Source organism: Pantoea sp. CFSAN033090 (assembly GCF_001264395.1).
Taxonomy (GTDB): Bacteria; Pseudomonadota; Gammaproteobacteria; order Enterobacterales; family Enterobacteriaceae; genus Pantoea; species Pantoea agglomerans.
On record NZ_LGYX01000016.1, the window covers coordinates 92684 to 115398 of the forward strand.

Sequence of the window (22715 nt, forward strand, 5' to 3'; positions counted from 1 at the left end):
CAACGGTATAGCGGGCGATGTGAGGGCGCAATATAAATATTACGCGCTCATGAAATTTTATGAGTGCGTCGTTCGCCAGGATTATTCCTGGCAGGAAGCAGATAAAAAATCACGTCGGTTTAGTGCCACTACTGAATGGTAATTAAGCCTATTCTGAAAACAGCGTCAGCCGGATGATCCGGGCCGGCATTAAGGCTATTATCTTCGCGGTTCTGATGGGGTTGATTTATTAAATGGAGGCGCAGCGTGATGCGATTTGTTGATTTTCTGAATAGTAAGCAGGGGCTGCGTGCAGCAAGAAATCACTGCTTTGAATTAAATGGTGTGGTACTGGGCCATTTTACTGCGTTATTCCTGCATGATAACCAGATTATTTTTACCAAAGATGGTAAGCAGTGTGCTGTGCCTTATTATCTGGGTCCCGAAGAAGATTTGCTTCAGCAGAAAATAAATCCACGCATTAAAAATATCCGCGCGATCTGAACGGACGCCGCGATGAGTTTATCGCTTCAGCCATAACACCTGCGTAATATTTCCTCATTCTCCGGGCGATAATATTGGCACTGTCTGGTAAATAGCATCGACGCTATTTCTAACTTCCCTGTTTTCTGCCAACCCATTCGTTTACGCCTGCTTATTTAGCCGACTCGCTGCTGTTCTGCGCGGGTGCAATAAACAGCAACAGCAGGGCGCTGACCGCAAACAGCGTCAATGCCGTACTGGCTCCCAAAGAGGCGTAGAGCTGACCAAACAGCAGCGATCCCGCTACCTGGCCCACCGCCAGCATAAAAAACAGGATGCCGACGCCGGTCGCCGGATCTTCAGCAGTGGCGCGTGCGCCCCACACCAGCAGCACGCCCGATAGCGTGACGTAACCTGCGCCACAGCAGGCAACCGCGATCGCTAAACCGGTGGATTCGCCCCGACTCCAGGCCAGCACCAGCAGTGGCACTGCCATCCCGCACAGTGAGAGCCGGTATACACCCTTCAGCCCGATACGGGCAGCGACCGGGCCGGTTGCCGCACCCACGATGCCTGCGCCTCCGGCAATCAGCCAGAGTAAGCGGGCGGTCTCTTCATCCACACCGACATGCTGTCGCAGCAGCGCTGACCCAAAGCTCCACCAGGCTGCACTGACCAGACCCGAAATCAACGCAATACTCATCAGCCGATGCATGGAGCGGCGATACAGCCGCTGGTGCCAGTGACGCACTCTGGTGGGACGACTGGCGGCGTGACCCGATAACACGCGCATCACCGGCAGCACACAGGCCAGCGACAGCAGAGCGAACAGCAGACAGGCGGCACGCCAGCCGCCGGGCAGAACGCTCAGGATGACCACCGTCAGGATAATGCCCGCGCTGGTGCCGGCATTGATCAGGGTATTGATGCGCGGCTGACCTGCAGCAGGAATTCGATCGCTGACCGCCGCCGCCAGAGCAGGTGAAGCCAGACCGGCACTCAATCCGGCAATAAAGAGTCCGGCCGCCAGCAGCAGCGTTGATGAGGCACAGGCGAGCAGCAGCAGACCCGCCGTCGCACTGAGTGAGGCCAGCAGCGCCGTCAGCCGGGTGCCATAGCGATCCGCCAGCGCGGCTGCGGTAAGAATGGTGAGGCAATATGCCACAAAGCTGCAGGCTGACAGCATACCCGCCTGCTGCGGGTTGAACGGGATCTCCGCTGAGATAGCGGGCAGCATCAATCCCCATGAGAAGCGCGCCATGCCATAGGTCACGGCGATCAGGCTGAAGCCGGTCAGCGCCAGCGCGATGGGCGATCTCATCCTGTCGCCCTGTTCTGAAGTAACTGACTGACGACCTGCGCCGCCTGTTGAGCAGCGGCGGGACCGGTAATCAGCGCCGTGGTAATGGCACCCTCAAAGAGTATCCAGATAGCATCACTCAGCGACTTATTTTCAGCACCACGCAGATGCGTCACACAATGGGTGATATAAGCCCGCATCGTGGCCCGGAAGGCCAGCGCCTGAGCGGCCAGTTCGCTGTCCCGCTCGGCATACTCTCCCCAGGCTTTAAGAAAGAAGCAGCCACGGGCACCGTTCGCTGCCGTCCACTCGCCCAGCACCCTGAACAGATGCGCTATCGCATCAGGCTGTTGCGGTGGCAGCAGATCGGCCATAAAGCGCTGCTCGCGCGCGTCGAGTACCGCTGCGGTCAGCGCTTCGCGTGAGGCGAAGTGATGATAGAGCGTGCGGGTAGAGACGCCCGCTTCGCGACAGATATTGTCGGTGCTGGTGGCGTGGAAACCGTGGGTGTAGAAGAGCCGCTCGGCGGCCTGGATGATATCGTTTCTCTTTTTCATGCTTTAAAAGTAAACCGATCGTTTTACTTTTTCAAGCCGGTCGCTGTTAATTACGCCCGCCGGTATTGATAAATCCCTGATGCCAGGGGAGCTGGCGTTCCGCTTAAAGGCACACTGTGCACCACTTTCACTCTTATTCAGGTTCAGTTTATCAATACTCATAAATACCCCTGCGGGGATGATATTTTTCAGCTTCTGCTCTAATCATATCTGAGTAGCGCGTCACCCATGGCGCGCGGATTGATTTTATAAACTATTGTTTTTTAAATTTTATTTTGTTTTTTGCTTTTTTAATGATGCATTAGCAGTATAAATGTAAGCGGGGCGACAGTGAGGGTGAGGGCGTTACAGCGCGTGGAATGCCTGAAGCGACATAAGCAATGAAAAAGGGCATATTCTCAAAGTCAGCCAGACTTACGCAATAAAGTGGTTTTAGGGATAATTCTCAGTTAGTTTAATAAAGCTTCAGATTACAAAAAAAACCTCTTACGAATTTTGGTTCGTTTTTTAAGATACATACAGCAACTATCAGGATGACTACCATGCTCAAAGCCAGCTACTATTATCTGTGCCCGCGTCCCATGGGTGGATGGATTTTACACAAAGAAGGTTGCGTTAATCTGTCAAAGAACGATAAACGCGTTTTTATTGGTTCGCTTTATACCCGCCAGCAGGCGCTGGCCGTGGCGAAAGTCCATCACGCTAATGCCATACTCTGTAATGCCTGCCTCAGCACTTTTATTTGCCCGACCAGCAGCAGCACGGCAATTAAACCGGCACGCGCGGCAACGCCAACCCGCCATACGCCAAAACATTAATTTGTATGCAGGCAGTTATTGTTCTGCTGTGGCAGAAGGATAATAAAGGGAATTAATGCTGCGGGCCGGTTAGAATAAAAAAAGGCAGCGTAAAGACGCTGCCCTGTTCTTTATTTAAGCCTGTTTAGGCTGGCCATTTGAAGCGGTAATTCCGCCATCGACCGGCAGATTAACGCCGGTAATATAACTGGCTTCATCGCTGGCAATAAAGAGAATGGCACGGGCGATATCATCCGCTTCACCGGCCCGGCGCAGTGGAATACGGTCGTAAAAGCGCTCCAGCAGCGCCTGATCCTGTTTGGCATCTTCGGTCAGATCGGTAAAGGTAAAGCCGGGACAGATTGCATTGACCCGTACGCCATCTGCGCCGTAGTCCATCGCCAGCGCACGGGTGAAGTTGGTAATCGCCCCTTTAGCCGCGTTGTAGATGCTCATGCCCCAGTCGCCGCCTAAACCGGAAACGGAAGAGATGTTAACCACGTTGCCTTTGCTCTTTAACAGGGCAGGCATGAAATAGTGTACGCCGTGGAAAACCCCATCAAGGTCAGTTTTCATCAGGGTTTTCCATGCGTCGAGGTCGACTTCATGGATGCGGCCCTGCACGATGACGCCAGCGTTATTTACCAGTACGTCAACACGGCCATACTTCTTCAGCACGGTTTCTGACAGCTGTTTAACCTGTGCGGCTTCTGAGACGTCGCAGGCAGCCACCAGGTGATCGCCTGGCGTCATGTCGGCCAGCGTCTCTTCCAGTTTCTGCGCGGTACGGCCCACCAGCACCACTGATGCACCCTCTTCAGCGAAGCGTTTTGCGCTGGCTTCGCCAATGCCGGATCCGGCACCTGTCACAACCACAACTTTCTGCGTAAATCTGGACATTATGCCTCCTTTTCAGCATCAATTCTCACTGTTAACAACCGGTTAAGCCTGGCAGCGATCGCCAGAAACACAAGCGCAGCGCGAAATGCGCTGCGCCAGATGACTGCTTTTTAACCGGGTGAGCGGCTATGGACGTCTGAACAGGGCGAAGCTGCGTCCTTCCAGTTCGAAATCCTTCTCTTTGGTGATCACCAGACCGCGCTTCGCGGTGTCGCTGGTGGTCAGTTCCAGCACCCAGCCGCCTTCACCAAACTGCGGGATCTGGAACGGTACATTGCCTTCAAACGGATTGAACAGCATCAGGACGTCGTGCCAGATGCCTTCCTCGGTCTGGAGGTCCGGTCGGCCGATATAGACGCCCAGCGTTGATCCCTCATCCCACTGCTCAGCCTGCTGGAAGCCGCCACCGGCGTTAAACCATTTGATATCCATGCCATCACGCCAGTTTTCACGGCGCAGTAACGGCTGCTGAGCACGTAACGTCAGGATCTGGCGGGTGAACTCGCGCAGCGCCTCGGCAGATTCCGGCAGGTTATCCCAGTGTACCCAGGAGATTTCGCTGTCCTGGCAGTAGCCATTGTTGTTGCCCATCTGGCTGCGGCCAAACTCGTCGCCCGCCAGCAGCATTGGCGTACCGTGTGAGAAGATCAGCGTGGCGAGGAAGTTGCGCTTCTGACGCTCGCGCACCGCGTTGATGCCTTCATCATCGGTCGGGCCTTCAACCCCGTAGTTGTAAGAGCGGTTGTCGTTGTGGCCGTCGTTGTTGTCTTCGCCATTCTCCGCGTTATGTTTGTCGTTGTACGACACCAGATCGTTGAGGGTGAAGCCATCGTGCGCGGTGATAAAGTTGACGCTGGCCCATGGACGACGACCGTGCTGATCGTAGAGATCGCCGGAACCCAGCAGGCGGGCGGCAAAGTCTGTGGAGACGTTGTTGCCTTTCCAGTAGTCACGCACCGTATCGCGATACTGATCGTTCCATTCTGCCCAGCCTGGCGGGAAGCTGCCCACCTGATAGCCGCCCGGACCGATATCCCAGGGTTCACCAATCAGCTTTTTCTGCGACAGGACCGGGTCCTGCATGATGGCATCGAAGAAGCCGCCGCGCGGGTCAAAACCATCAGGCTCGCGACCGAGAATGGTACCCAGATCGAAACGGAAGCCGTCGATATGCATTGATTCAGACCAGTAACGCAGCGAATCGAGCACCATCTGCAGCACACGCGGATGCGAGGTGTTGACGGTATTACCGGTACCGGTGTCGTTGATGTAATAGCGATGCTGGTCTGGCAACGTACGGTAATAGGAGAAGTTATCGATGCCTTTAAACGACAGCGTTGGCCCCAGCTCATTCCCCTCTGCGGTGTGGTTGTAGACCACGTCGAGGATCACCTCAATACCGGCATCATGGAAGGCTCGCACCATGTCACGGAAGCCCTGAATGCCGCGCGGCCCGAAGTAGCGGGTGGCGGGGGCAAAGAAGTTCAGCGTGTTATATCCCCAGAAGTTTTTCAGCCCTTTATCCAGCAGGTGCTGGTCATCCGGGAACCAGTGTACCGGCAGCAGTTCGACCGAGGTAATGCCCAGGCTTTTGATGTAGTCGACAGTCGATTTGTGGCTCATGCCGTCAAAGGTGCCACGCATTTCAGGTGGCAGGGCGGTGTTGAGCTGCGTGAAGCCCTTAACGTGGGTTTCATAGATGACGGTTTTCGGCCACGGCACATTCGGGCGGTTTTTATCCTGCCAGTCGAATTCGTTGGGATCGATCACCCGGCACTTTGGCGTAAACGGCGCGCTGTCGCGGCTGTCGAAGGTCAGATCTTTATCGTCATGATAGAGATCGTAAGCGAAGTGCGCCTCGTTCCACGCGATGTCTCCCGCCAGTTCACGGGCGTAGGGATCGAGCAGCAGCTTGTTCGGGTTAAAGCGATGACCATTTTCCGGGTCATAAGGGCCATAAACGCGATAGCCATAGAGCGCGCCGGGCTGCAGGCCCGGAATATAGCCGTGCCATACTTCATGGGTATATTCCGGCAGCTCCAGACGGGCAATTTCCGTTTTACCGCTGGGATCGTACAGACAGAGTTCAACCCGCTCGGCGTGGGCGCTGAACAGGGCGAAGTTCACGCCCTGACCATCAAAGTTGGCCCCCAGTAAATGGCTGTATCCCGCCGTAATTTCAAAACGCTGACTGTTTGACATTTATGCCTCGTTATTCAATGAACAGATTGACGCGTAATAAAAAAAGTTCTTTCCGTAAATCACTGTGCCACCAGCACGGCACACCACTGCGATGCCAGCCCGGTAAGCGGCAACTGGTCGCCCGCAGCCACCGTTTTACCGGTCAGCACATCCTGGTAGCGGCGCTGGCCCAGTGCGGTGGGCAGCGCAATGACCGTGTCAGCCCAGCGCGCAGCGGGCGGCTGGTCGAGATTCGCCGGCAGCTGGTTAAAGACCCGCCGTGACACAACCACTATCACCGCCTGATCCTGTCCGGTGCGGGCAAAGGCCAGCACATTATTCTGCTGCTCGCCCTCTGCCGACAGTGCCAGATAGTCACCGTGGCGGAACAGGGCAGGCTGCTGCTGACGCAGTGTCAGCAGCTTCACAATCGCCTGCTGATTGACCTGACCGCGCAGCCAGTGCGCCTCGCTGCCGTCGTGCTGTGGCGCGTTAAGCATCGCCGCCAGCGCGTCGAAATCGGGTTCGCGGCGGTTATCGGGATCGACCAGGCTGAAGTCCAGGGCCTCGCTGCCCTGATAAATATCGGGTACGCCAGGCGCCGTAAGCTTCACCACAGTCTGGGTCAGGCTGTTAACCAGACCGGCACGCATAAAGGGTTGCAGCGACTGGCAGAAGTCACTGAGGAAGCTGCTGCTGGCGGGCGCAAGCAGGTGACGGGCATAGTCCAGCACTGCCTCCTCATAGGCGTCGTTGTTGTCGGCCCAGTCGGTACGCAGCTTGGCTTCACGCAGCGCTTTTTCCACATAGACCACAAAGCGGGCTTCCAGCGCCGCCAGACCTTCCGCATCCTGCGGCTGCAGGGTGGTTGGCCAGACGCCCGCCAGCGCTTCATACAGCATCCACTCCACGGCCGGTTCGGGTGCCGGACCATCTTTCAGGCGTACGACCTTATCGTGGTTCATCTCCCGCCAGCGGTTGACGCATTCCGCCCAGCGTTGCGGCGCTTCGGTAAGGGTATAGAGTCGCGCACGCGCATCTTCACCGCGCTTGGTGTCGTGTGTGGAGGTGCCCGACAGCGCATCGGGCTGATGTTCGCGCCGCGCCTGCATTTCAGCGTGAAACTGATCCAGCGAGAAGTGGCGCGCCAGCGGTTCAGCGCCCACTTCATTCAGCGCCAGCGCCATGTGCTGACGGAAGAAGAGGGTATCTTCCACCGATTTCGCCATCAGCGGTCCGGTCAGCTGCTGGAAGCGGGTGCGGAATTGCGTGGCATCGTCGCGAGCGGAGTCGGCAACCTCTGCGCGCAGAATATGGGTCAGGAAATCAAGCGCCTGGCTGTCGGGCGCATGGGCACTGGCTTTGACCTCGCTGACCACCTGTTGCAACAGCGCGGTGTCGGCTGGGGTCAGGCCCTGCGGCGTACCGTAGGTGCGATAGACCGGGAACGCCACCAGCAGTTCACGCAGCGCATTCTTCAGTTCCGCTTCCGGCTGTGGCGTGCCTTCTGCGTCGGCAATCTTCAGTGCCAGCTGCAGTAACCGGTTAAATTCACCGGCAAAATTGCGGTTTGCCATCAACAGTTTGGCGGCGCGCAGCTCCGCTTTCATATCAACGGTTTTACCGATGACGGCCTGATACGCTTTGCGCAGTCCGCTCAGCTGATCGCTGTCGACCAGCAGATTGGCGAGTGCGGCCATAAATTCATATCCGGTGGTGCCGGAAACCGGCCATGCATCAGGCAGCTGTTCATTGTCACCCAGGATTTTCTCCACGGTGAGATAGCAGTCGGGACCGGCAGCCTGGCGTAACTGTTCCAGATAGCCGTGCGGATCGGCCAGGCCATCCACGTGGTCGACGCGTAATCCCTGCACCGCACCGCTGTGAACCAGTTCCAGGATCAGCTGATGCGCGGCATCAAAGACCGTTTTGTCTTCCACGCGCACGCCTACCAGACCGGTCACTTCAAAGAAGCGGCGGTAGGAGAGATCGTTGGGCGCATCGCGCCACGACATCAGCCGCCACGGCTGCTGGTCATGCAGTTCAGCAATCTCCGCCGCGTCGCGCAGGGCGAGCACTGCTTCTTCCCGATCCTGCCAGGTCTCAGGTGCCAGCGGATAGAAATTGTCGAAGTAGGCCAGCGCCGGTTTGCCGGTCTGCGGATCGCGCTTCACGCTGATCTCGCCGTTGGCCAGCACCGCCTCAAAGGTGTCACCGAGGAACGGCAGCGTCAGGCGGCGTGACCAGTCGATATCGAAGTAATGCGCATAGCGGCTCTGTTCGCCATGCTCAATGACGTCGCGCCACCACGGGTTCTCCAGCGAGGCGGCCATATGGTTAGGCACGATGTCGAGGATCAGCCCCAGCCCGGCCGCTTTCAGCGCGGCAGCCATGCGATCAAATCCTTCACGGCCGCCAATCGACGGCTCGATCTGGTTAACGTCGGTCACGTCATAGCCGTGGGTCGATTCAGCAGTAGCGCTGAAGATCGGTGACGCGTAAAGATGGCTGATACCCAGCTGTTTCAGGTAGGGCACCAGCGCCGCCGCACGGTCAAACGTCATGCCGTTGCGGAACTGAATGCGGTACGTTGCGGTTGGAATATTCATTCTGCTTCTCTCTTAGCCAGGCGAACCACGATAGCGTTGGGAATCAGTTCGCTGGCGGCCTGCGGCCAGGCAAACAGCGTTTCGCCTGGCAGATCGGGGATCGGCTGTGTGCTGTTGCCGACGTTCAGCGCCAGTGACAGCGTGCCCTGCGGGAAGTCCCAGCGCACCGCGAGGAAACCTTCCGCCGTTTTCACCACCTGACCTGCATCGCCACCGGCGGTCTGCAGCAGCGGCACGATATGTTGCTGACGCAGGGCCAGCAGCTGACGCGTCAGCGCCAGCCACTGCTGACCTTCCGGCGTTTCTGTTCGCTGCCAGTTAAGCTTCGACTGTTCAAAGGTGGTGACATCGTTAGGATCCGGCACGGTTTCGCCGTGACCGGCATGGCCTTCAAACTCTCTGGCGCGACCTTCACGCACCGCTTTGGCCAGATCGCCGTGGAAATCGGTGAAGAACAGGAACGGCCGGGTTTCGCCATACTCTTCACCCATAAACAGCAGCGGAATATGTGGCGAGACCAGTAACATCGCCAGCAGCACCTGGGTGCGCTCTGCGCCGGCCAGGCTGATGAGCCTTTCGCCCTGCGCACGGTTGCCCGTCTGGTCATGGTTCTGGATGAAGTCGACAAAGGCGACCGGCGGCTGGCTGCTGCTTTTCACGCCGCGTGGTTCACCCGACTGCGGCGAGACTTCGCCCTGATAGACAAAGCCTTCTGCCAGCGCCCGCGCTACCCGCTGTTCCGGCTGGTCGGCGAAATCCTGGTAATAGGCGTGGCTTTCACCGGTTGCCAGCACATGCACGGCGTTGTGGAAGTCATCGTTCCATTCGCCAGTAAACAGCGGAGCGTCCCCGTTTTCGTCACGCGGATGCAGGAAGGTAACGTTACGGCAATCTTCGGTGGTCAGATGAATAGGGCGATCGGTAATCGAGGCGCGGATGCGCTCAGCAATGTCAATCAGCACATGCTTGTCGCTGGGATCGTCAATCTGATCGATGGCGTCAAAGCGCAGGCCATCCAGATTAAACTCCTGCAGCCAGTAGAGCGGCGCTTCCACGATATAGCGGCGCACCGCATCAACGTCATAGGCGATACCGGCGCCCCACGGCGTCTGGCGCGCTTTGTGGAAGAAGTCTGGTGAGAGCAGCGGCAGATAGTTGCCCTCCGGGCCGAAGTGGTTCAGCACGATATCCAGCACTACCGACAGACCGTGGCCGTGTGCTGCGTCAATAAAGGCTTTAAAATCATCGGGTGTGCCGTAGGCAGCATGCGGTGCATAGAGCAGCACGCCATCGTAGCCCCAGCCGCGATTCCCGCCGAACTGCGACACCGGCAGCACTTCAATCATGGTAATGCCGGTTTCAGCCAGCGTTGGCAGCTTCTCAATCGCCGCCCGGAAGGTGCCCTCAGGCGTAAAGGTGCCGATGTGCAGTTCATAGACCACCGACTCCTGCCATGGACGACCCTTCCAGCTCGTGTTCTGCCACTGATAAGCGTCAGGATCGATCACCAGCGACGGGCCATTGACCTCTGCTTTCTGAGCGCGGGCGGCGGGATCGGGCACCGCTGTACCATCGGCCAGCACATAATCATATTCGGCATTGGCTGCCACACCAGCGACCTGAGTTTCAAACCAGCCGTCAGCCTGCGGCGTCATCTCAATGTCTTTACCGGAGAGCCGCAGCGTCACGCGTTGCTGACCGGTTGCCCAGAGGCGGAAACGCACCTCGTCGCTGGCAACCCGTTCAGCGCCCCAACTTTTAAAAAAAGATTTGGATTCCATTCAGTTGCCTCATTTAGCCTGGAAATGCGCGATGGTGGCCACCGCACGAAAAGGATGTCGATGACGCAAGCGTCAAAAAATCTTAAAGCTATCAGCGAGACCAGGAGGCCAGGTGGGCTGGCGCGTCTCTTCAGTCAGAAAGCCGGACTGGTATTCAGCGTGGTGTGGCGGAAAACGGGCCGTGAGACCGCTTCCACGCGGCATACAGTGAGTAATCATAGACTAAGATGTTGCAATCGCAGGGCGGCGGGGGGTAGAGAGGCATTAATTTGCGTTAATTGCTGTGAATCTGCATCCGGCAGGGCGAAAGCAGGAGCCAGGCGCAGAAAAGCCTGCCAGATGGCGCCGATTCGCTATAAGCTTATGCGCGATGGCGCAGGTCGCTCCGGATGACCTGCGGCGCTGAACACTTCAGAAGGATGTTACGTGAGGAAAAGAGTTCTGTTAGCCGCGTTGTTGTTGCTGCTCTCCGCCTGTTCTAACCGGGTCGGACACAGGCTGGACAGCAGTAATCTGCAGCAAATTCATGCCGGTCAGACCACCAAAGCCCAGCTGATCGCGCTGTTTGGTCAGCCTGACAGTGAAACGCCTTACCCGGACGGGCAGCGGTTGCTGAAGTGGAACTACAGCGAGGCGCGCACCCTGAATACCACCGAAGGGCAGACGCTGACCGTGCAGATGAAAAATGACAAAGTGCTGAACTATGCGCTGAGTAAAAGTTAATGCGCTGAGCAAACGTGAATCACGGCGGCGGCAGATCGCCACCGCGCATTCTGGTTACTGCCCGCCGCTCTGCTGTGCATCCCGGCTGTCGGGGCGCGGCTGAGCCAGACGGGCAAAATCGGATCCTGCCGGATGCTGATAAATCTGCAGCTCAAAGTGGCGGGCCATCGCGTAGATATACTCAAAGATCGCTGCCTGAGTATTTTCATAATCGGCCCAGAAAATAGAGGAGGTGAAGCAGTAGATCTCCACCGGCAATCCATCCGGCGACGGTTTCAACGGTCGCACCACGATATACATCTCTTTCTGAATGTCGTCACGCTGCGCCAGCCAGGCGGTCAGGTATTTACGGAACACCATCAGATTGGTGATGCCGTTCTCCATAAACCAGCGGTCGCCCACGGCATTGATATCACGCCCATCCAGCAGCTCAGTGATCGATTCGCCAGCGAGGCGGATCTGGCTCATCGCCTGCAGCATCTCCTGATTCACAAAGGTGATCGACTTCTGGTCAAGATAAAAGCTGCGCATGATGCGGCGTGCGCCCGAGGAGAACATCGCCTGCCAGTTGGTGTAGGTCTCGGTCAGGAAGTTCTTGGTCGGGATGCGCGAAATGGTGTTGTCCCAGTTGCGGATGGTGATGGTATGCAGGGCAATATCGATCACTTCACCACTGATATTTCTGTCCGGCATCTCAATCCAGTCGCCCAGTTGCAGCACATCGTTAGAGGAGAGCTGAATATTCGCCACCAGCGACAGCAGCGTATGCTGGAAAATCAGCATCAGCACCGCGGCGACCGCACCCAGCGAGGAGATGATAATCGCCGGCGACTTGTTGGACATAATCGCCAGAATCATGATCGCGGCAATAATATGCACCAGAATTTTTCCGATCTGGATATAGCCTTTGATCGAGTGATTCTTGCGTTTTGATTTGCGCGAATAGGAGTTGTTAACAATCTCCAGCACTTCGTTGAAGAAGATCGACAGATAGACAAAAAACAGGATGCCGCAGATGGTCTGAATCGCCACTTTCAGATTTTCAGGCAGGCCCGGCATAAACTGCAGGAAATTGTAGACCACAATCACCGGCACAAAATTTGACAGCTTCTGAGAGAGGCGGACATCTTTATCCAGCGGCACGCCCTTTTTGTGGCTGCTGAAAAAGACCTTCCTGATCACTTTGACGATGAAAAATTTGCAGATCAGGTGAGTGACCATCCCGGCCATAATCAGCAGCAACAGGCTGAAGCTGATCGACAGTACCCTGTTTCCCTCAATAAAACTCATCAGACTCTGAATGTAATGCATGATAACCACGTGCAAAAAAGATAAGGGGCGAATTCAACCACAGCACGGGGACGGTTGTTAAGCGCCGAATGCGTTCAGGCTGAGCCGCACCGCTTTTTTTGCGTAACGGCGCGCTGGCAGCACCCTCCATCCTGCGGATTGTTACCCTCTCTGGTGCAACACTCAGATAAACGCCGCGCTGGCCGATAACAGCTTTATCTCCTCTGATATGAGCCTGCGGACATGCTTAAAAATCTTAAAATCACTCACGGTATCGCTGCTGTTCTGGTGGTCTTTGTGACGTTACTGACCCTGACCGGATTTCTGTTCTATAACGGCGTCTCAAAAGCCGACAAAAACTTCGTGGCGGCAGAGCAGCTTACGCTGCAGCAGCAGCATCTGAGTGACGCGGTAAAAACCCTGATTAAAACCCGCGTCACCATCAACCGCGTGGCAATCCGTTTCCTGAAAAATCAGCAGGATCCAAAATCACTGGCAGCCATGGCTGCGCTGCTGGAGCAGGCTGGAAAGTCTGCTGCTGCTGCCGATGCGGACTTCAAAGCCTGGCAGGCGCTGCCGCGCAAAGAGGGCCAGGGTGAAGCCCAGGCGACGCAGGTGCAGACCGCCTACCAGCAGATGCGTGACACCATGCTGGCCTCCATTACCTTTCTGAAGCAGGGCAACTATGCGGGCTATGGCAACCTTGAAGCGCAGGCGGCGCAGGACCAGCTCGACAGTGCTTATGAGGCCTGGCGTGCAGTGAACATCCAGCTGATGAAAGCGTCCTCGGAGCATAACCAGCGTAGCCTGACGGATGCGCTCTGGGCGCTGCTGACTATTGGCCTGATCACCGGCGTGATTGGGGTCGCGGTCTGGATTGGGCTGCAGAAATTGCTGATTGGCCCACTGGGCAGGCTGACCGGCCATATGCGCGCCATTTCGGGCGGTGATCTGACCTCTGATATTCAGCATGAAGGCCGCAATGAGATGGGACTGCTGATTCAGGAGCTGCAACAGATGCGCGATGCGCTGGTGGTGACCATTACCTCGGTCGATGACGCCACCCGCTCTATCTTTACCGGTGCAGCGGAAATCTCAGCGGGCAGCACCGATCTCTCTTCCCGTACCGAACAGCAGGCTGCCGCGCTGGAACAGACCGCAGCCAGTATGGAGCAGCTCACCTCAACGGTGAAACTCAATGCAGACAATGCGCAGCAGGCGACCACGGTAGCGAAAGAGGCTTCAGCCACGGCCATGCAGGGCGGTGAGACTGTCGCCCGGGTCATCGCCAACATGGATCAGATCAGCGAAAGCTCGAATCAGATCGCCGGTATCATCGCCATTATCGACAGTATTGCCTTCCAGACCAATATTCTGGCGCTGAACGCCGCCGTTGAAGCCGCGCGTGCCGGTGAACAGGGTCGTGGATTTGCAGTGGTAGCGGGTGAAGTGCGCTCGCTGGCCGGACGCAGCGCCAGCGCCGCGCAGGAGATCCGGGGACTGATCGACCGCTCAGCCGAGCGGATTAAAACCGGTGCCGGTCATGCTTCTCAGGCGGGCGTCGCGATGGAGAGCATCGTGACGTCGGTGAGTCGTGTCACGCAGCTGATCGAAGAGATTGCGGCCTCCTCGACTGAACAGACCCGTGGCATTGAGCAGGTCTGCAAAGCGGTCTCGGAAATGGATGGTGTGACGCAGCAGAACGCCGCGCTGGTGGAGGAGTCCGCGACTGCCGCCGCCTCACTGGAAGAGCAGGCGAGCTACCTGCGTAAAACGGTATCGGTATTCAAAACCGGCACTTTGCAGGTGGCGTTCTCTGCTGCGCCGGTGGCGAAAGCCCTTGCCGTGCCAAAACTTCAGCCTGCCCGCCTGGCGGACAATGATAACTGGCAGACCTTCTGATAAAAAAAACCGCCCCAAGGGCGGTTTTTTATTTTGTGACGCGGCATGCGGCATCGTGCCGCTGACATCAGGCCGGGACGGACTGTGCCTTCTGGCTGCGCGACCAGACGCGGTGCGCTTTCATCGCCTGAGTGAACTCAGACATCAGCGCGCTCTCCGCCGAGTCGCCCTGCACAATACCTTCTTCCTGATCCGCATCTTCCAGACCAAACTGCGCTTTAAAGCGGCGCGCTTCGCCCACCAGACCAATCACCTTGAGGTGCTTGTAGGCTTCCAGCAGGAAGTAACGGGCATCGCCGCTCAGCAGCAGGGCATCGATATTGCCATCCGGCACCATCACCGCATCAAAGGTCAGAGAGGGCAGACCGGCGAACGTCGCATCGACCGGCAGCACTGAACCATCATCGGCGCGCACCTGGCCCATATGCGGAGCCAGCAGTTTGGCGTGAACACCCACCGCTTTCAGCGCCTGCAAAATCGCCAGCACATCAGCCGCCTTCACACCATCGCTGAGTAGCAGTGCGACCTGACGACCTTTAATCTCGCCATCCGGAATGGCGTAGAGGCTCAGGCTGTCATCTTTGGTCAGGCCATTCACCGGCGCAGGCGGCTGAATGTTGAGCTGCTCATCCGTCAGAGCGAGTCCCAGGTTATCCGCCACGCCCTGCGCCAGTTTCGTATCAATGCGTGCCAGATGATCCACCACACGCTCACGGATATAAGCACGCGCCACTTTACTCAGTTCAAACGAGTAGGCACCAATGATGTGCTGCTGCTCGACTTCAGTCTGGCTCAGCCAGAACAGGCGCGGCTGCGCATAATACTCACCAAATGAGGGGCTGCGCTCGCGCACTTTATGGCCCTCAATCCGCTCCTGATAGCTCTCGAAGCCGCCGCCTTCTGCAGCAGGTGGAGTTTCACGCGGCCAGTTATCGTTGATCGAGTTCGGCTCGTAGTTCGCCGGATTGGTGTCAATATCCTGACGATGCATGCCCTGACGCTGGAAGTTATGGTACGGGCAGGTCGGACGGTTGATCGGGATCTCATGGAAGTTCGGTCCGCCCAGACGACTGATTTGCGTATCGGTATAGGAGAACAGACGCCCCTGCAGCAGCGGATCGTTGGAGAAATCGAGGCCCGGCACGATATGACCCGGGTGGAACGCCACCTGCTCGGTTTCAGCAAAGAAGTTGTCCGGGTTACGGTTAAGTACCATCTTGCCGACAATCTCAACCGGCACCAGTGCTTCCGGGATCAGCTTGGTGGCATCCAGAATATCGAAGTCAAATTTGAACTCATCCTCTTCCGGGATCAGCTGCAGGCCCAGTTCATATTCCGGGAAATCACCCGCTTCAATCGCTTCCCACAGATCGCGGCGATGGAAATCGGGATCGCGACCGGTCAGTTTCTGTGACTCGTCCCACAGCAGCGACGCTTTACCGGCCACCGGCTTCCAGTGGAAACGGACAAAGGTCGCTTTACCTTCTGCGTTAATCAGGCGGAAGGTGTGAATACCAAAGCCTTCCATGGTGCGATAGCTGCGCGGAATACCCCGGTCAGACATCGCCCAGATTACGTTGTGCATGGTTTCCGGCTGCAGAGAGACGTAATCCCAGAAGGTGTCATGGGCGCTCTGGCCCTGCGGGATTTCGTTATGCGGTTCCGGCTTAACGGCGTGCACAAAGTCAGGGAATTTATGCGCATCCTGAATAAAGAACACCGGCGTGTTGTTGCCCACCAGGTCAAAGACACCCTCTTCGGTGTAGAACTTGGCGGCGAAACCGCGAATGTCACGCACGGTATCAGCCGATCCGGCACCGCCCTGAACCGTGGAGAAACGCACGAAAACCGGCGTGGTCTGCTCGGGATCGCTGAGGAACTGCGCTTTGGTCAGATCTTTCAGGGAGCGGTAAGGCTGAAAATAGCCATGTGCGGCTGAGCCACGGGCATGAACAATACGTTCCGGGATACGCTCATGGTCAAAGTGCGTGATTTTCTCACGCATAATAAAGTCTTCCAGCAGCGTCGGACCGCGCGAACCGGCACGCAGTGAGTTTTGATCGTTGGCGATGCGTGTGCCCTGGTTGGTGGTGAGGGCGCGGTCGGTGCCGTTTTTGCGGCTGGCTTCAAGCTGGTCAAGTTTGGCGTTGTGCGTCTGAGGCGCTTTCAGGCTGCCTGGGGCGGTGGGCTGCTTGCCTGGCGGAGTCGGTTCGGCTGGGGGCTGATGCGAACCATCTTTTGGTGCCAGTGAACCCAGACCCGGCTCTGAGGATTCCGGACCGGTGGTCGGGGCGCGCTCGCTCAGGGGTTTCTTCTCTGTTTCTTTCGACATTAATTCATGCTCCAGCTGTTATTTTACTTTCGACGACACTAAATATAGAACAACCTGAACAATACTGAGGTTAAATCGGGCATTTAACTGTGACGACTGTGCGTTTTTTGTCCGCCAGAAATGCGCACTTATCTCTCAATCCGGATTATCGCTTCGCTTATTCATGCCTTGTGCCGTCTGGCTTAAAGGCATTCCAGCCCGCGCCTGCTATACGGAAAGTGTGCTTTCAGAGGATGCAGAATCTGCCGCCGCAGGAGGTGCTCATTGCCTGATGCAGGGCGTTAACCGATTAATAAAATTAATGCTGGCGTTTGCTGCTTTTGGTTGAATTTAGAAATGTTATATCATAACATTTCATTTTGTAACGTTGACCGGGGTATCAGACTTTGATGAATCATGCAGGTAAATGGATTGGGCTACTGGGCGCACTGTTAGTCAGCCAGCCGTCGCTGGCACATGGCACGCATGCACATGGAAAACCGTTGTCGGCCCTGGAGCAGAAAGCGGCAGAAGGGGTTTTTGCTGACAGCGATGTGAAAGATCGTCCGCTCGCTGACTGGGATGGCCTGTGGCAGTCGGTTTATCCGCTGCTGCAAAGCGGGGAGCTGGACCCGGTCTGGCAGAAGAAAGCGCAGCAGGATCACAGCAAAACGGCAGAGGAGTATAAAGCGTATTACCGCAAAGGCTACGCCACCGACGTCGATACCATCGGTATTGAAAATGGCGTGATGGAGTTCCACATCGGCGACCAGGTCAGCGCCTGCCACTACCGGTATGCGGGCCACAAAATCCTGACCTATGCCTCAGGTAAAAAAGGGGTGCGCTACCTGTTTGAATGCCAGGACGCGGGCAGCAAAGCGCCGAAATATGTGCAGTTCAGCGACCACACCATCGGGCCGCGTAAATCTGCCCATTTCCATATCTTTATGGGCAACGATTCTCAGCAAGCCCTGCTGGCAGAAATGGATAACTGGCCGACCTATTATCCTTACCAGATGATGAACTCACAGGTCGTGGAGGAGATGCTGCACCACTGAGTGCCGGGCCGGTGTCAGATGCTCCGCGGATCAGAGCTGTTTCGCAAGGATAGCGACTGGATTCATTTCCCCCGTTTGAGGAAATATAGATCCTTGAGTTAAGTTAACTCATGAGTTAACTTAACTCCAACGGAGGATCTATGTTTGAGATAACGATACACAAGGACGCGCTCACTGAAATTAAGGCAATGCCAGAGATGCTCCGGGCTAAGCTGGCCCGGCAAATAGATAAACTGGCTGCCCGTGGAACTGATTTGAGAGAGCCGGATACCAAACCGTTAGGGTCGGGTTTTTTTGAGCTCAGGGCGAAGGCCAATGAGATTGGGCGAGCGGTGTATGTTTACCAGAAAGGCAGACGTATTTTTATCCTGAAAGCTTTTGTGAAAGAGACAAAGAAAACGCCAGCAGCAGTCATGACGGCAGCGGCGCACCGTTTAGAGGAGATGTTAAACGATGAGTAAGAAATCAGTTGCGTGGACGACGGCCCGCAAAGAAATTTTATCTGATCCGGCTGTTCGCGAACATTACGAGGCAGAAGTTCGGGCAGAGCACTTGCGCGAGCAGTTAGCCAAATGGCGGGAAAGCGCCGGAATGACCAGCGCTCAGGTCGCGGAGGCGCTCGGTGTCAGCCCGTCGGCAGTGTCACGCACCGAGCGTCGCGCAGATAAAGCCACAGTTGAAACACTCGCCCGCTATGCCCGTGCCTGTGGCGTTGAAAATCCCCAGATCTCTCTTTGATTGAGAGATGACGGCAGGTGCCAGAACAATGCTGGCCCTGCTATTTATCTTGCCTGCTATCAAGCAAACTTTCTTTCCGGTGCACACGTATCCCCTCCACGGGTTTTATCCCACCCAGGCCGGGCGGCGCGAGGCGGGTATACCCTTAACCACACGGTGATACGAATCCTCAACCAGCTGCTGAATCAAGCCAGGCGAGAGGTCGTCACCGGGATAGGCCGTGATCCAGTGACGTTTATTCATATGATAACCGGCGGTGATCGAGGGATAGATCACCCGGTGCAGCTCTGCCTGCTGCGGCTCGCATTTCAGGGTGATAATCGGCACACCCCGCAGTTCGGTCAGCAGTAAAAACACTTTTCCACACACTTTATAGACCTGATGTTCCGGCCCGAATGGATAGCTGCATTCAGCGGCGGGCAGCCGCTCAGCCGCTTCAATGGCGATGCGCTGGATCTCATGGCCCTGCATAGTGAGTCTCCCTGTAATTATTCAGCCTGAGTCTGCGGCCCGCGACTGGCTGGTCGCCAGGGGCCTGTTACACTTCTGATAAGCATAAATCAGGAGCAGACATGAAATTAGGCTTTGCATGTAAGTATCTCAACAGCGATGGCAAACAGTTTTTCCCGCTTCGCGCCACCACCCGTAAACGGTTTCTGAGTTTATCGCACGATGAACGTCATCAGCTGATCTATGAGATTACCGTCACTAACCTCAACAATCTCTACCTGACGCTTGAGCATCTGGCCACCTTACCTGAGCCACTCAGGATGATGCGTATTGGCAGCGATCTGTTACCGCTCTATACGGTTCCCGAGGCCACGCCACTGTTTACCGCATTTCTGCCCGAACTCTATCCGCTCTTTGCCCGCTGTGGCGAGCTGGCGCGGGCGCATCACATCCGGCTCTCATTCCATCCAGGACAATATACCGTGCTCGCCTCCGATAATCCCGATGTGGTAGTGCGCGCGCTGGAGGATGTGGAGTATCACACGCTCTGCGCCTGTCTGATGGGATATGGCAAGACCTTCCAGGATTTTAAAATCAACATTCATATGAACGGCAAGGCGGGATTCGACGGTTTCAAACGGTCGTTTAATCAGCTCAGCCCGGAAGCGCGGCGGATGCTGACGGTGGAGAATGATGAGATCTCCTGCTCGCTGGATGACGTGCTGCAGGCAGCGCCACTCTGTCCGGTGGTGCTGGATATTCACCATCACTGGGTAAAAGAGAGTGAGTTTATTCAGCCGGATGACGCGCGTGTTGCCAGAGTGATCGATTCGTGGCGCGGCGTGCGGCCGGTGCTGCACTATTCGATTTCGCAGGAGGGGATGATTCCGCAGGAGGGCTGGCCCGATCAGCAGCAGCTGGGCGTGAGCAAAAGCAAACTGCGGGCGCACTCTGACTACTTCTTTAATCCGACGCTGAATGCGTGGGCACTGTCGTTTCAGGATTTCGATATCATGTGCGAAGTGAAAATGAAGAATCTGGCGCGGGAACAACTCTACCAGTGGGGGATAACACAGAAGCTGATAGCTAATCCCCTGGCCGAAGCGACCAGGGAATCGGCGAACGTTAAATAATGGCCACACCGCCCGTCACGGCGATGGTCGCTCCTGAAATGTAGCTGGCTTCATCACTGGCCAGCATCACATAGGTTGGTGCCAGTTCAGCAGGCTGACCGGCACGCTGCAGCGGCACTTCGCTGCCAAAGTTCTTCACCTGTTCAACCGGCATGGTCGACGGGATCAGTGGCGTCCAGATAGGGCCGGGCGCGACCGCATTGGCACGGATACCTTTTTCAGCCAGTAAGGCTGCCAGGCCGCCAGAGAAATTAATAATGGCGGCTTTGGTGGCGGAGTAGGCGAGCAGCTTCGGTTTCGGTTGGTCAGCATTGATCGAGGCCGTATTAATGATCGATCCACCAGCAGGCATATGCCGTGTTGCCGCTTTAGTGATGTAAAACATCGCGTAAAGGTTGGTCTTCATGGTCCGGTCAAACTCTTCGTCGCTGATCTCATCCAGCGATTCGCGCGTCATCTGATACGCCGCGTTGTTCACCAGAATATTAATCTCACCAAAGGCTTCGACGGCTTTATCGACCAGGGCGTTGCAGTGTGACGCCTCAGTAATATCGCCAGGCACCAGAACCGCTTTCTGTCCCGCTTCTTCAACCAGCCGGGCGGTATCCTGCGCATCCTCATGTTCATCAAGATAAGAGATCAGGACATCGGCCCCTTCCCGGGCAAAGGCAATGGCGACGGCCCGGCCAATGCCGGAATCGCCACCGGTAATAATGGCTTTTTTCCCCGCCAAGCGGCCGGAGCCCTGATAACTCTGCTCGCCGTGATCGGGCTGAGGCTGCATCGCAGCGGTTTTACCCGGCGGCGTTTGTTGCTGTTCGGCAAAAGGGGGTTGCGGGCGTTGAGTCGATGACATGAATATTCCTCCATAAAAATCCGTTAGCATAAAACAACCGGTCCGGGTCACACCGTGCGGTGTGGCCCGGACCGGCACGCCTGTGTCAGTTAAGGCTTCGGTGACGTAACGCCGTCAATCTGCTCAGACTGCGCACCAGAACCGGGACGCGCATTGCCGAGCAGCGGCTCATCACCCAGAATCTCTGGCTGCTGTTTCGCGCTGAACTGACCATGGCCATCGTAAGCCGGGCCACTGCTCCAGCGACCTTCCGGCAGCGGTTTATCCAGCGAAGTATTCAGACAGTAGTAAGAGTGCTCCTGCGCCTCATGCTCCTGCGGGAAGCTGTTCGGGATCGGCAGCGACGCGTTCAGTCCGCCCATCTCTTCGATCACCGCCAGCCACTGCTGCTGGTGCATGGTGTCACGGGCGATCAGGAAGGAGAGGAAGTCCTTCATGCCCTTGTCTTCCGTCATGTTATAGAGGCGTGTCGCCAGTACGCGGCCGGTGGCTTCTGCGGTGACGTTAGCCAGCATATCGGCCGCCACGTTGCCGGACGCATAGATATGACTCATATCAAAAGGCATGCCGTTGGCGTTAACCGGCATCGCTGCCAGACCGGAAGAGAGGATATGGCGCGGGTTCATTCCGCCCAGAATCGCATTAACCACCGGATCTTTCGCTGACGCTTCCTGGTAAGAGAGCGGGGCGCCTTCAAGGTTAAGCGCCACGGCGTAGCCCAGCATTTCGATATGGCTCAGCTCTTCGGTAGCGGTCGAGATCAGCAGATCACGAATCCGCACATCACCGCGCGCGCCCATCGCCTGGAAAAAGTATTGCATCGCTACACGAATCTCACCTTCGACGCCGCCGATGGCCTGCTGGAGCAGCATGGCAAATTCTGGATCGGGTTTCTCTACACGAACCGGGAATTGAAGTTTTGATGAATGATGAAACATGATTATTTTCCTCGTCTGTGTTTGCAGTGGATGCAGAAAAAGCCTGGACACAGATATCGGATAAATAAAGCGAAACGACAGCAATTAATCGGAATTTCAGGTTGAATAAATGGCGAAAACGGTGTTTTCCGGAGCTATATCTGGTCCGGTGGGGCAGGCAATCTTAGCGGTGTGAAGGGAACAAGTGATTCAGTGCAGGAGAAATAAAAAAAGCCCCATAACAGGGGCTGATTCCGGACGGGAAAAGCATCCATGCTAATTCGCGTTCCCTCATAACAGACACAGATTTTTAGCTGTCGCTGGTCGCCGAAGCGCGCTGCAGAACATGTTCAAGCGCCTGACGGTAAATATCCTGCTTAACCACGTCACGCTCACTCTCCAGGCGGTGAATCAGGCCCAGCACAATGTCTTTATCGGAGACATGGGTTTTCGCATGGGCAAGTTCGGCATGGACTGCGGCGATAACCTGTTTTTCAGTGGTCAGCGCTGTGCCAGAGTTCATGAAGTAATCAGAAATCTGAGACTCTGTATTCATCGTTGTTTGCATGTCAGGCCTCATAAGAAATTGGGGGAAGAACGCGTCGATTCAGATCCGGTTACCGGCTGACGCAAAAAAAAATGCATCTGAAGGTGGAAATCCACAACACCTTCAGATGCGGTGCAAAGCACCTTTCGTTACAAGTGATTTAACATCACGAGACAAAGTTATACAAGAATCGCAAAGTTGTA

General features: G+C 56.2%; 20 protein-coding genes. 8 read left to right on the plus strand and 12 right to left on the minus strand.

Annotation, left to right across the window (positions count from 1 at the left end):
- Positions 1–249 precede the first annotated feature (249 nt).
- Positions 250–483: a hypothetical protein gene (locus AFL22_RS15350; RefSeq protein WP_010670048.1), complete on the plus strand. Its 234-nt coding sequence runs from the start codon at positions 250–252 to the stop codon at positions 481–483.
- A gap of 151 nt (positions 484–634) precedes the next feature.
- Here AFL22_RS15350 and AFL22_RS15355 read toward each other — a convergent pair whose 3' ends face one another.
- Both AFL22_RS15355 and AFL22_RS15360 read right to left on the minus strand, forming a co-directional pair.
- The gene (locus tag AFL22_RS15355) at positions 635–1783 is read right to left on the minus strand and encodes an MFS transporter (protein WP_052271708.1); all 1149 of its coding nucleotides are present in this window, start codon (positions 1781–1783) and stop codon (positions 635–637) included.
- Positions 1780–2319: a TetR/AcrR family transcriptional regulator gene (locus tag AFL22_RS15360; protein ID WP_052271709.1), complete on the minus strand. Its 540-nt coding sequence runs from the start codon at positions 2317–2319 to the stop codon at positions 1780–1782. Before AFL22_RS15360 ends, AFL22_RS15355 begins: the two co-directional genes overlap by 4 nt.
- Positions 2320–2861: 542 nt before the next feature.
- On the opposite strand from AFL22_RS15360, the gene AFL22_RS15365 reads away from it, so the two are divergent.
- Complete coding sequence (locus AFL22_RS15365) at positions 2862–3137, plus strand: hypothetical protein (RefSeq protein ID WP_010670051.1); 276 nt, start codon at positions 2862–2864, stop codon at positions 3135–3137.
- A gap of 114 nt (positions 3138–3251) precedes the next feature.
- Here AFL22_RS15365 and AFL22_RS15370 read toward each other — a convergent pair whose 3' ends face one another.
- The 4 genes from AFL22_RS15370 to treZ all read right to left on the minus strand — a co-directional run bounded on the left by AFL22_RS15370 (position 3252) and on the right by treZ (position 10587).
- Positions 3252–4016, minus strand: coding sequence for an SDR family oxidoreductase (locus tag AFL22_RS15370; RefSeq protein WP_010245522.1), 765 nt, complete (start codon positions 4014–4016; stop codon positions 3252–3254).
- A 126-nt stretch (positions 4017–4142) separates the two neighbouring features.
- Entirely contained in the window at positions 4143–6218 is a 2076-nt protein-coding gene (gene glgX, locus AFL22_RS15375; RefSeq protein WP_010245519.1) for a glycogen debranching protein GlgX, read from the minus strand.
- A 59-nt stretch (positions 6219–6277) separates the two neighbouring features.
- Positions 6278–8806, minus strand: a complete 2529-nt coding sequence (treY, locus tag AFL22_RS15380; RefSeq protein WP_052271710.1) for a malto-oligosyltrehalose synthase — start codon at positions 8804–8806, stop codon at positions 6278–6280.
- Complete coding sequence (gene treZ, locus AFL22_RS15385; protein WP_033767117.1) at positions 8803–10587, minus strand: malto-oligosyltrehalose trehalohydrolase; 1785 nt, start codon at positions 10585–10587, stop codon at positions 8803–8805. The genes treY and treZ overlap by 4 nt, the downstream gene beginning before the upstream one ends.
- Positions 10588–11013: 426 nt before the next feature.
- Here treZ and AFL22_RS15390 point away from each other — a divergent pair, with 426 nt between their 5' ends.
- Positions 11014–11310, plus strand: coding sequence for a hypothetical protein (locus AFL22_RS15390; RefSeq protein WP_029519032.1), 297 nt, complete (start codon positions 11014–11016; stop codon positions 11308–11310).
- A 54-nt stretch (positions 11311–11364) separates the two neighbouring features.
- Here the strand turns inward: AFL22_RS15390 and AFL22_RS15395 are convergent, their stop codons facing one another.
- Positions 11365–12621 (minus strand): mechanosensitive ion channel domain-containing protein, encoded by a 1257-nt coding sequence (locus AFL22_RS15395; RefSeq protein WP_010245507.1) that lies wholly within the window; start codon positions 12619–12621, stop codon positions 11365–11367.
- A gap of 222 nt (positions 12622–12843) precedes the next feature.
- On the opposite strand from AFL22_RS15395, the gene AFL22_RS15400 reads away from it, so the two are divergent.
- A complete protein-coding gene (locus AFL22_RS15400; RefSeq protein ID WP_010670056.1) occupies positions 12844–14502 on the plus strand; it encodes a methyl-accepting chemotaxis protein in 1659 nt (552 codons plus the stop codon).
- Positions 14503–14569: 67 nt separating this feature from the next.
- Here the strand turns inward: AFL22_RS15400 and katE are convergent, their stop codons facing one another.
- Positions 14570–16834: a catalase HPII gene (gene katE / locus AFL22_RS15405; protein WP_010245500.1), complete on the minus strand. Its 2265-nt coding sequence runs from the start codon at positions 16832–16834 to the stop codon at positions 14570–14572.
- A 389-nt stretch (positions 16835–17223) separates the two neighbouring features.
- Between katE and zinT the strand changes: the two genes are divergently transcribed.
- The 3 genes from zinT (at position 17224) to AFL22_RS15420 (ending at position 18609) form a co-directional block, all read left to right on the plus strand.
- A complete protein-coding gene (gene zinT / locus AFL22_RS15410) occupies positions 17224–17871 on the plus strand; it encodes a metal-binding protein ZinT (RefSeq protein ID WP_010245496.1) in 648 nt (215 codons plus the stop codon).
- Between the two features lie 140 nt (positions 17872–18011).
- On the plus strand, positions 18012–18332 hold the full coding sequence (locus AFL22_RS15415; protein WP_010245489.1) for a type II toxin-antitoxin system RelE/ParE family toxin: 321 nt from the start codon (positions 18012–18014) through the stop codon (positions 18330–18332).
- Positions 18325–18609 (plus strand): helix-turn-helix transcriptional regulator, encoded by a 285-nt coding sequence (locus tag AFL22_RS15420; RefSeq protein ID WP_010245485.1) that lies wholly within the window; start codon positions 18325–18327, stop codon positions 18607–18609. Before AFL22_RS15415 ends, AFL22_RS15420 begins: the two co-directional genes overlap by 8 nt.
- Before the next feature lie 105 nt (positions 18610–18714).
- Here the strand turns inward: AFL22_RS15420 and AFL22_RS15425 are convergent, their stop codons facing one another.
- Positions 18715–19080 carry an MmcQ/YjbR family DNA-binding protein gene (locus tag AFL22_RS15425; RefSeq protein ID WP_052271711.1) on the minus strand — a complete coding sequence of 122 codons (366 nt, stop codon included), beginning with the start codon at positions 19078–19080 and terminating at the stop codon, positions 18715–18717.
- 101 nt (positions 19081–19181) lie between these two features.
- On the opposite strand from AFL22_RS15425, the gene AFL22_RS15430 reads away from it, so the two are divergent.
- A complete protein-coding gene (locus AFL22_RS15430; protein ID WP_052271712.1) occupies positions 19182–20192 on the plus strand; it encodes a UV damage endonuclease UvsE in 1011 nt (336 codons plus the stop codon).
- Here the strand turns inward: AFL22_RS15430 and AFL22_RS15435 are convergent.
- The 3 genes from AFL22_RS15435 to AFL22_RS15445 all read right to left on the minus strand — a co-directional run bounded on the left by AFL22_RS15435 (position 20185) and on the right by AFL22_RS15445 (position 22533).
- Complete coding sequence (locus tag AFL22_RS15435) at positions 20185–21048, minus strand: glucose 1-dehydrogenase (protein ID WP_022625724.1); 864 nt, start codon at positions 21046–21048, stop codon at positions 20185–20187. The genes AFL22_RS15430 and AFL22_RS15435 overlap by 8 nt on opposite strands.
- A gap of 89 nt (positions 21049–21137) precedes the next feature.
- Positions 21138–21986 carry a manganese catalase family protein gene (locus AFL22_RS15440; RefSeq protein ID WP_052271713.1) on the minus strand — a complete coding sequence of 283 codons (849 nt, stop codon included), beginning with the start codon at positions 21984–21986 and terminating at the stop codon, positions 21138–21140.
- A 289-nt stretch (positions 21987–22275) separates the two neighbouring features.
- A complete protein-coding gene (locus AFL22_RS15445; RefSeq protein WP_022625723.1) occupies positions 22276–22533 on the minus strand; it encodes a biofilm development regulator YmgB/AriR family protein in 258 nt (85 codons plus the stop codon).
- Positions 22534–22715 lie beyond the last annotated feature (182 nt).

Coding starts and splice junctions, on each gene's coding strand:
- AFL22_RS15435 (WP_022625724.1), bottom strand. CDS start 21,048: ATGTCATCGACTCAACGCCCGCAACCCCCTTTTGCCGAACAGCAACAA.
- AFL22_RS15355 (WP_052271708.1), bottom strand. CDS start 1,783: ATGAGATCGCCCATCGCGCTGGCGCTGACCGGCTTCAGCCTGATCGCC.
- AFL22_RS15445 (WP_022625723.1), bottom strand. CDS start 22,533: ATGCAAACAACGATGAATACAGAGTCTCAGATTTCTGATTACTTCATG.
- AFL22_RS15370 (WP_010245522.1), bottom strand. CDS start 4,016: ATGTCCAGATTTACGCAGAAAGTTGTGGTTGTGACAGGTGCCGGATCC.
- treZ (WP_033767117.1), bottom strand. CDS start 10,587: ATGGAATCCAAATCTTTTTTTAAAAGTTGGGGCGCTGAACGGGTTGCC.
- AFL22_RS15365 (WP_010670051.1), top strand. CDS start 2,862: ATGCTCAAAGCCAGCTACTATTATCTGTGCCCGCGTCCCATGGGTGGA.
- AFL22_RS15350 (WP_010670048.1), top strand. CDS start 250: ATGCGATTTGTTGATTTTCTGAATAGTAAGCAGGGGCTGCGTGCAGCA.
- glgX (WP_010245519.1), bottom strand. CDS start 6,218: ATGTCAAACAGTCAGCGTTTTGAAATTACGGCGGGATACAGCCATTTA.
- katE (WP_010245500.1), bottom strand. CDS start 16,834: ATGTCGAAAGAAACAGAGAAGAAACCCCTGAGCGAGCGCGCCCCGACC.
- treY (WP_052271710.1), bottom strand. CDS start 8,806: ATGAATATTCCAACCGCAACGTACCGCATTCAGTTCCGCAACGGCATG.
- AFL22_RS15440 (WP_052271713.1), bottom strand. CDS start 21,986: ATGTTTCATCATTCATCAAAACTTCAATTCCCGGTTCGTGTAGAGAAA.
- AFL22_RS15395 (WP_010245507.1), bottom strand. CDS start 12,621: ATGCATTACATTCAGAGTCTGATGAGTTTTATTGAGGGAAACAGGGTA.
- zinT (WP_010245496.1), top strand. CDS start 17,224: ATGAATCATGCAGGTAAATGGATTGGGCTACTGGGCGCACTGTTAGTC.
- AFL22_RS15425 (WP_052271711.1), bottom strand. CDS start 19,080: ATGCAGGGCCATGAGATCCAGCGCATCGCCATTGAAGCGGCTGAGCGG.
- AFL22_RS15430 (WP_052271712.1), top strand. CDS start 19,182: ATGAAATTAGGCTTTGCATGTAAGTATCTCAACAGCGATGGCAAACAG.
- AFL22_RS15400 (WP_010670056.1), top strand. CDS start 12,844: ATGCTTAAAAATCTTAAAATCACTCACGGTATCGCTGCTGTTCTGGTG.
- AFL22_RS15360 (WP_052271709.1), bottom strand. CDS start 2,319: ATGAAAAAGAGAAACGATATCATCCAGGCCGCCGAGCGGCTCTTCTAC.
- AFL22_RS15420 (WP_010245485.1), top strand. CDS start 18,325: ATGAGTAAGAAATCAGTTGCGTGGACGACGGCCCGCAAAGAAATTTTA.
- AFL22_RS15415 (WP_010245489.1), top strand. CDS start 18,012: ATGTTTGAGATAACGATACACAAGGACGCGCTCACTGAAATTAAGGCA.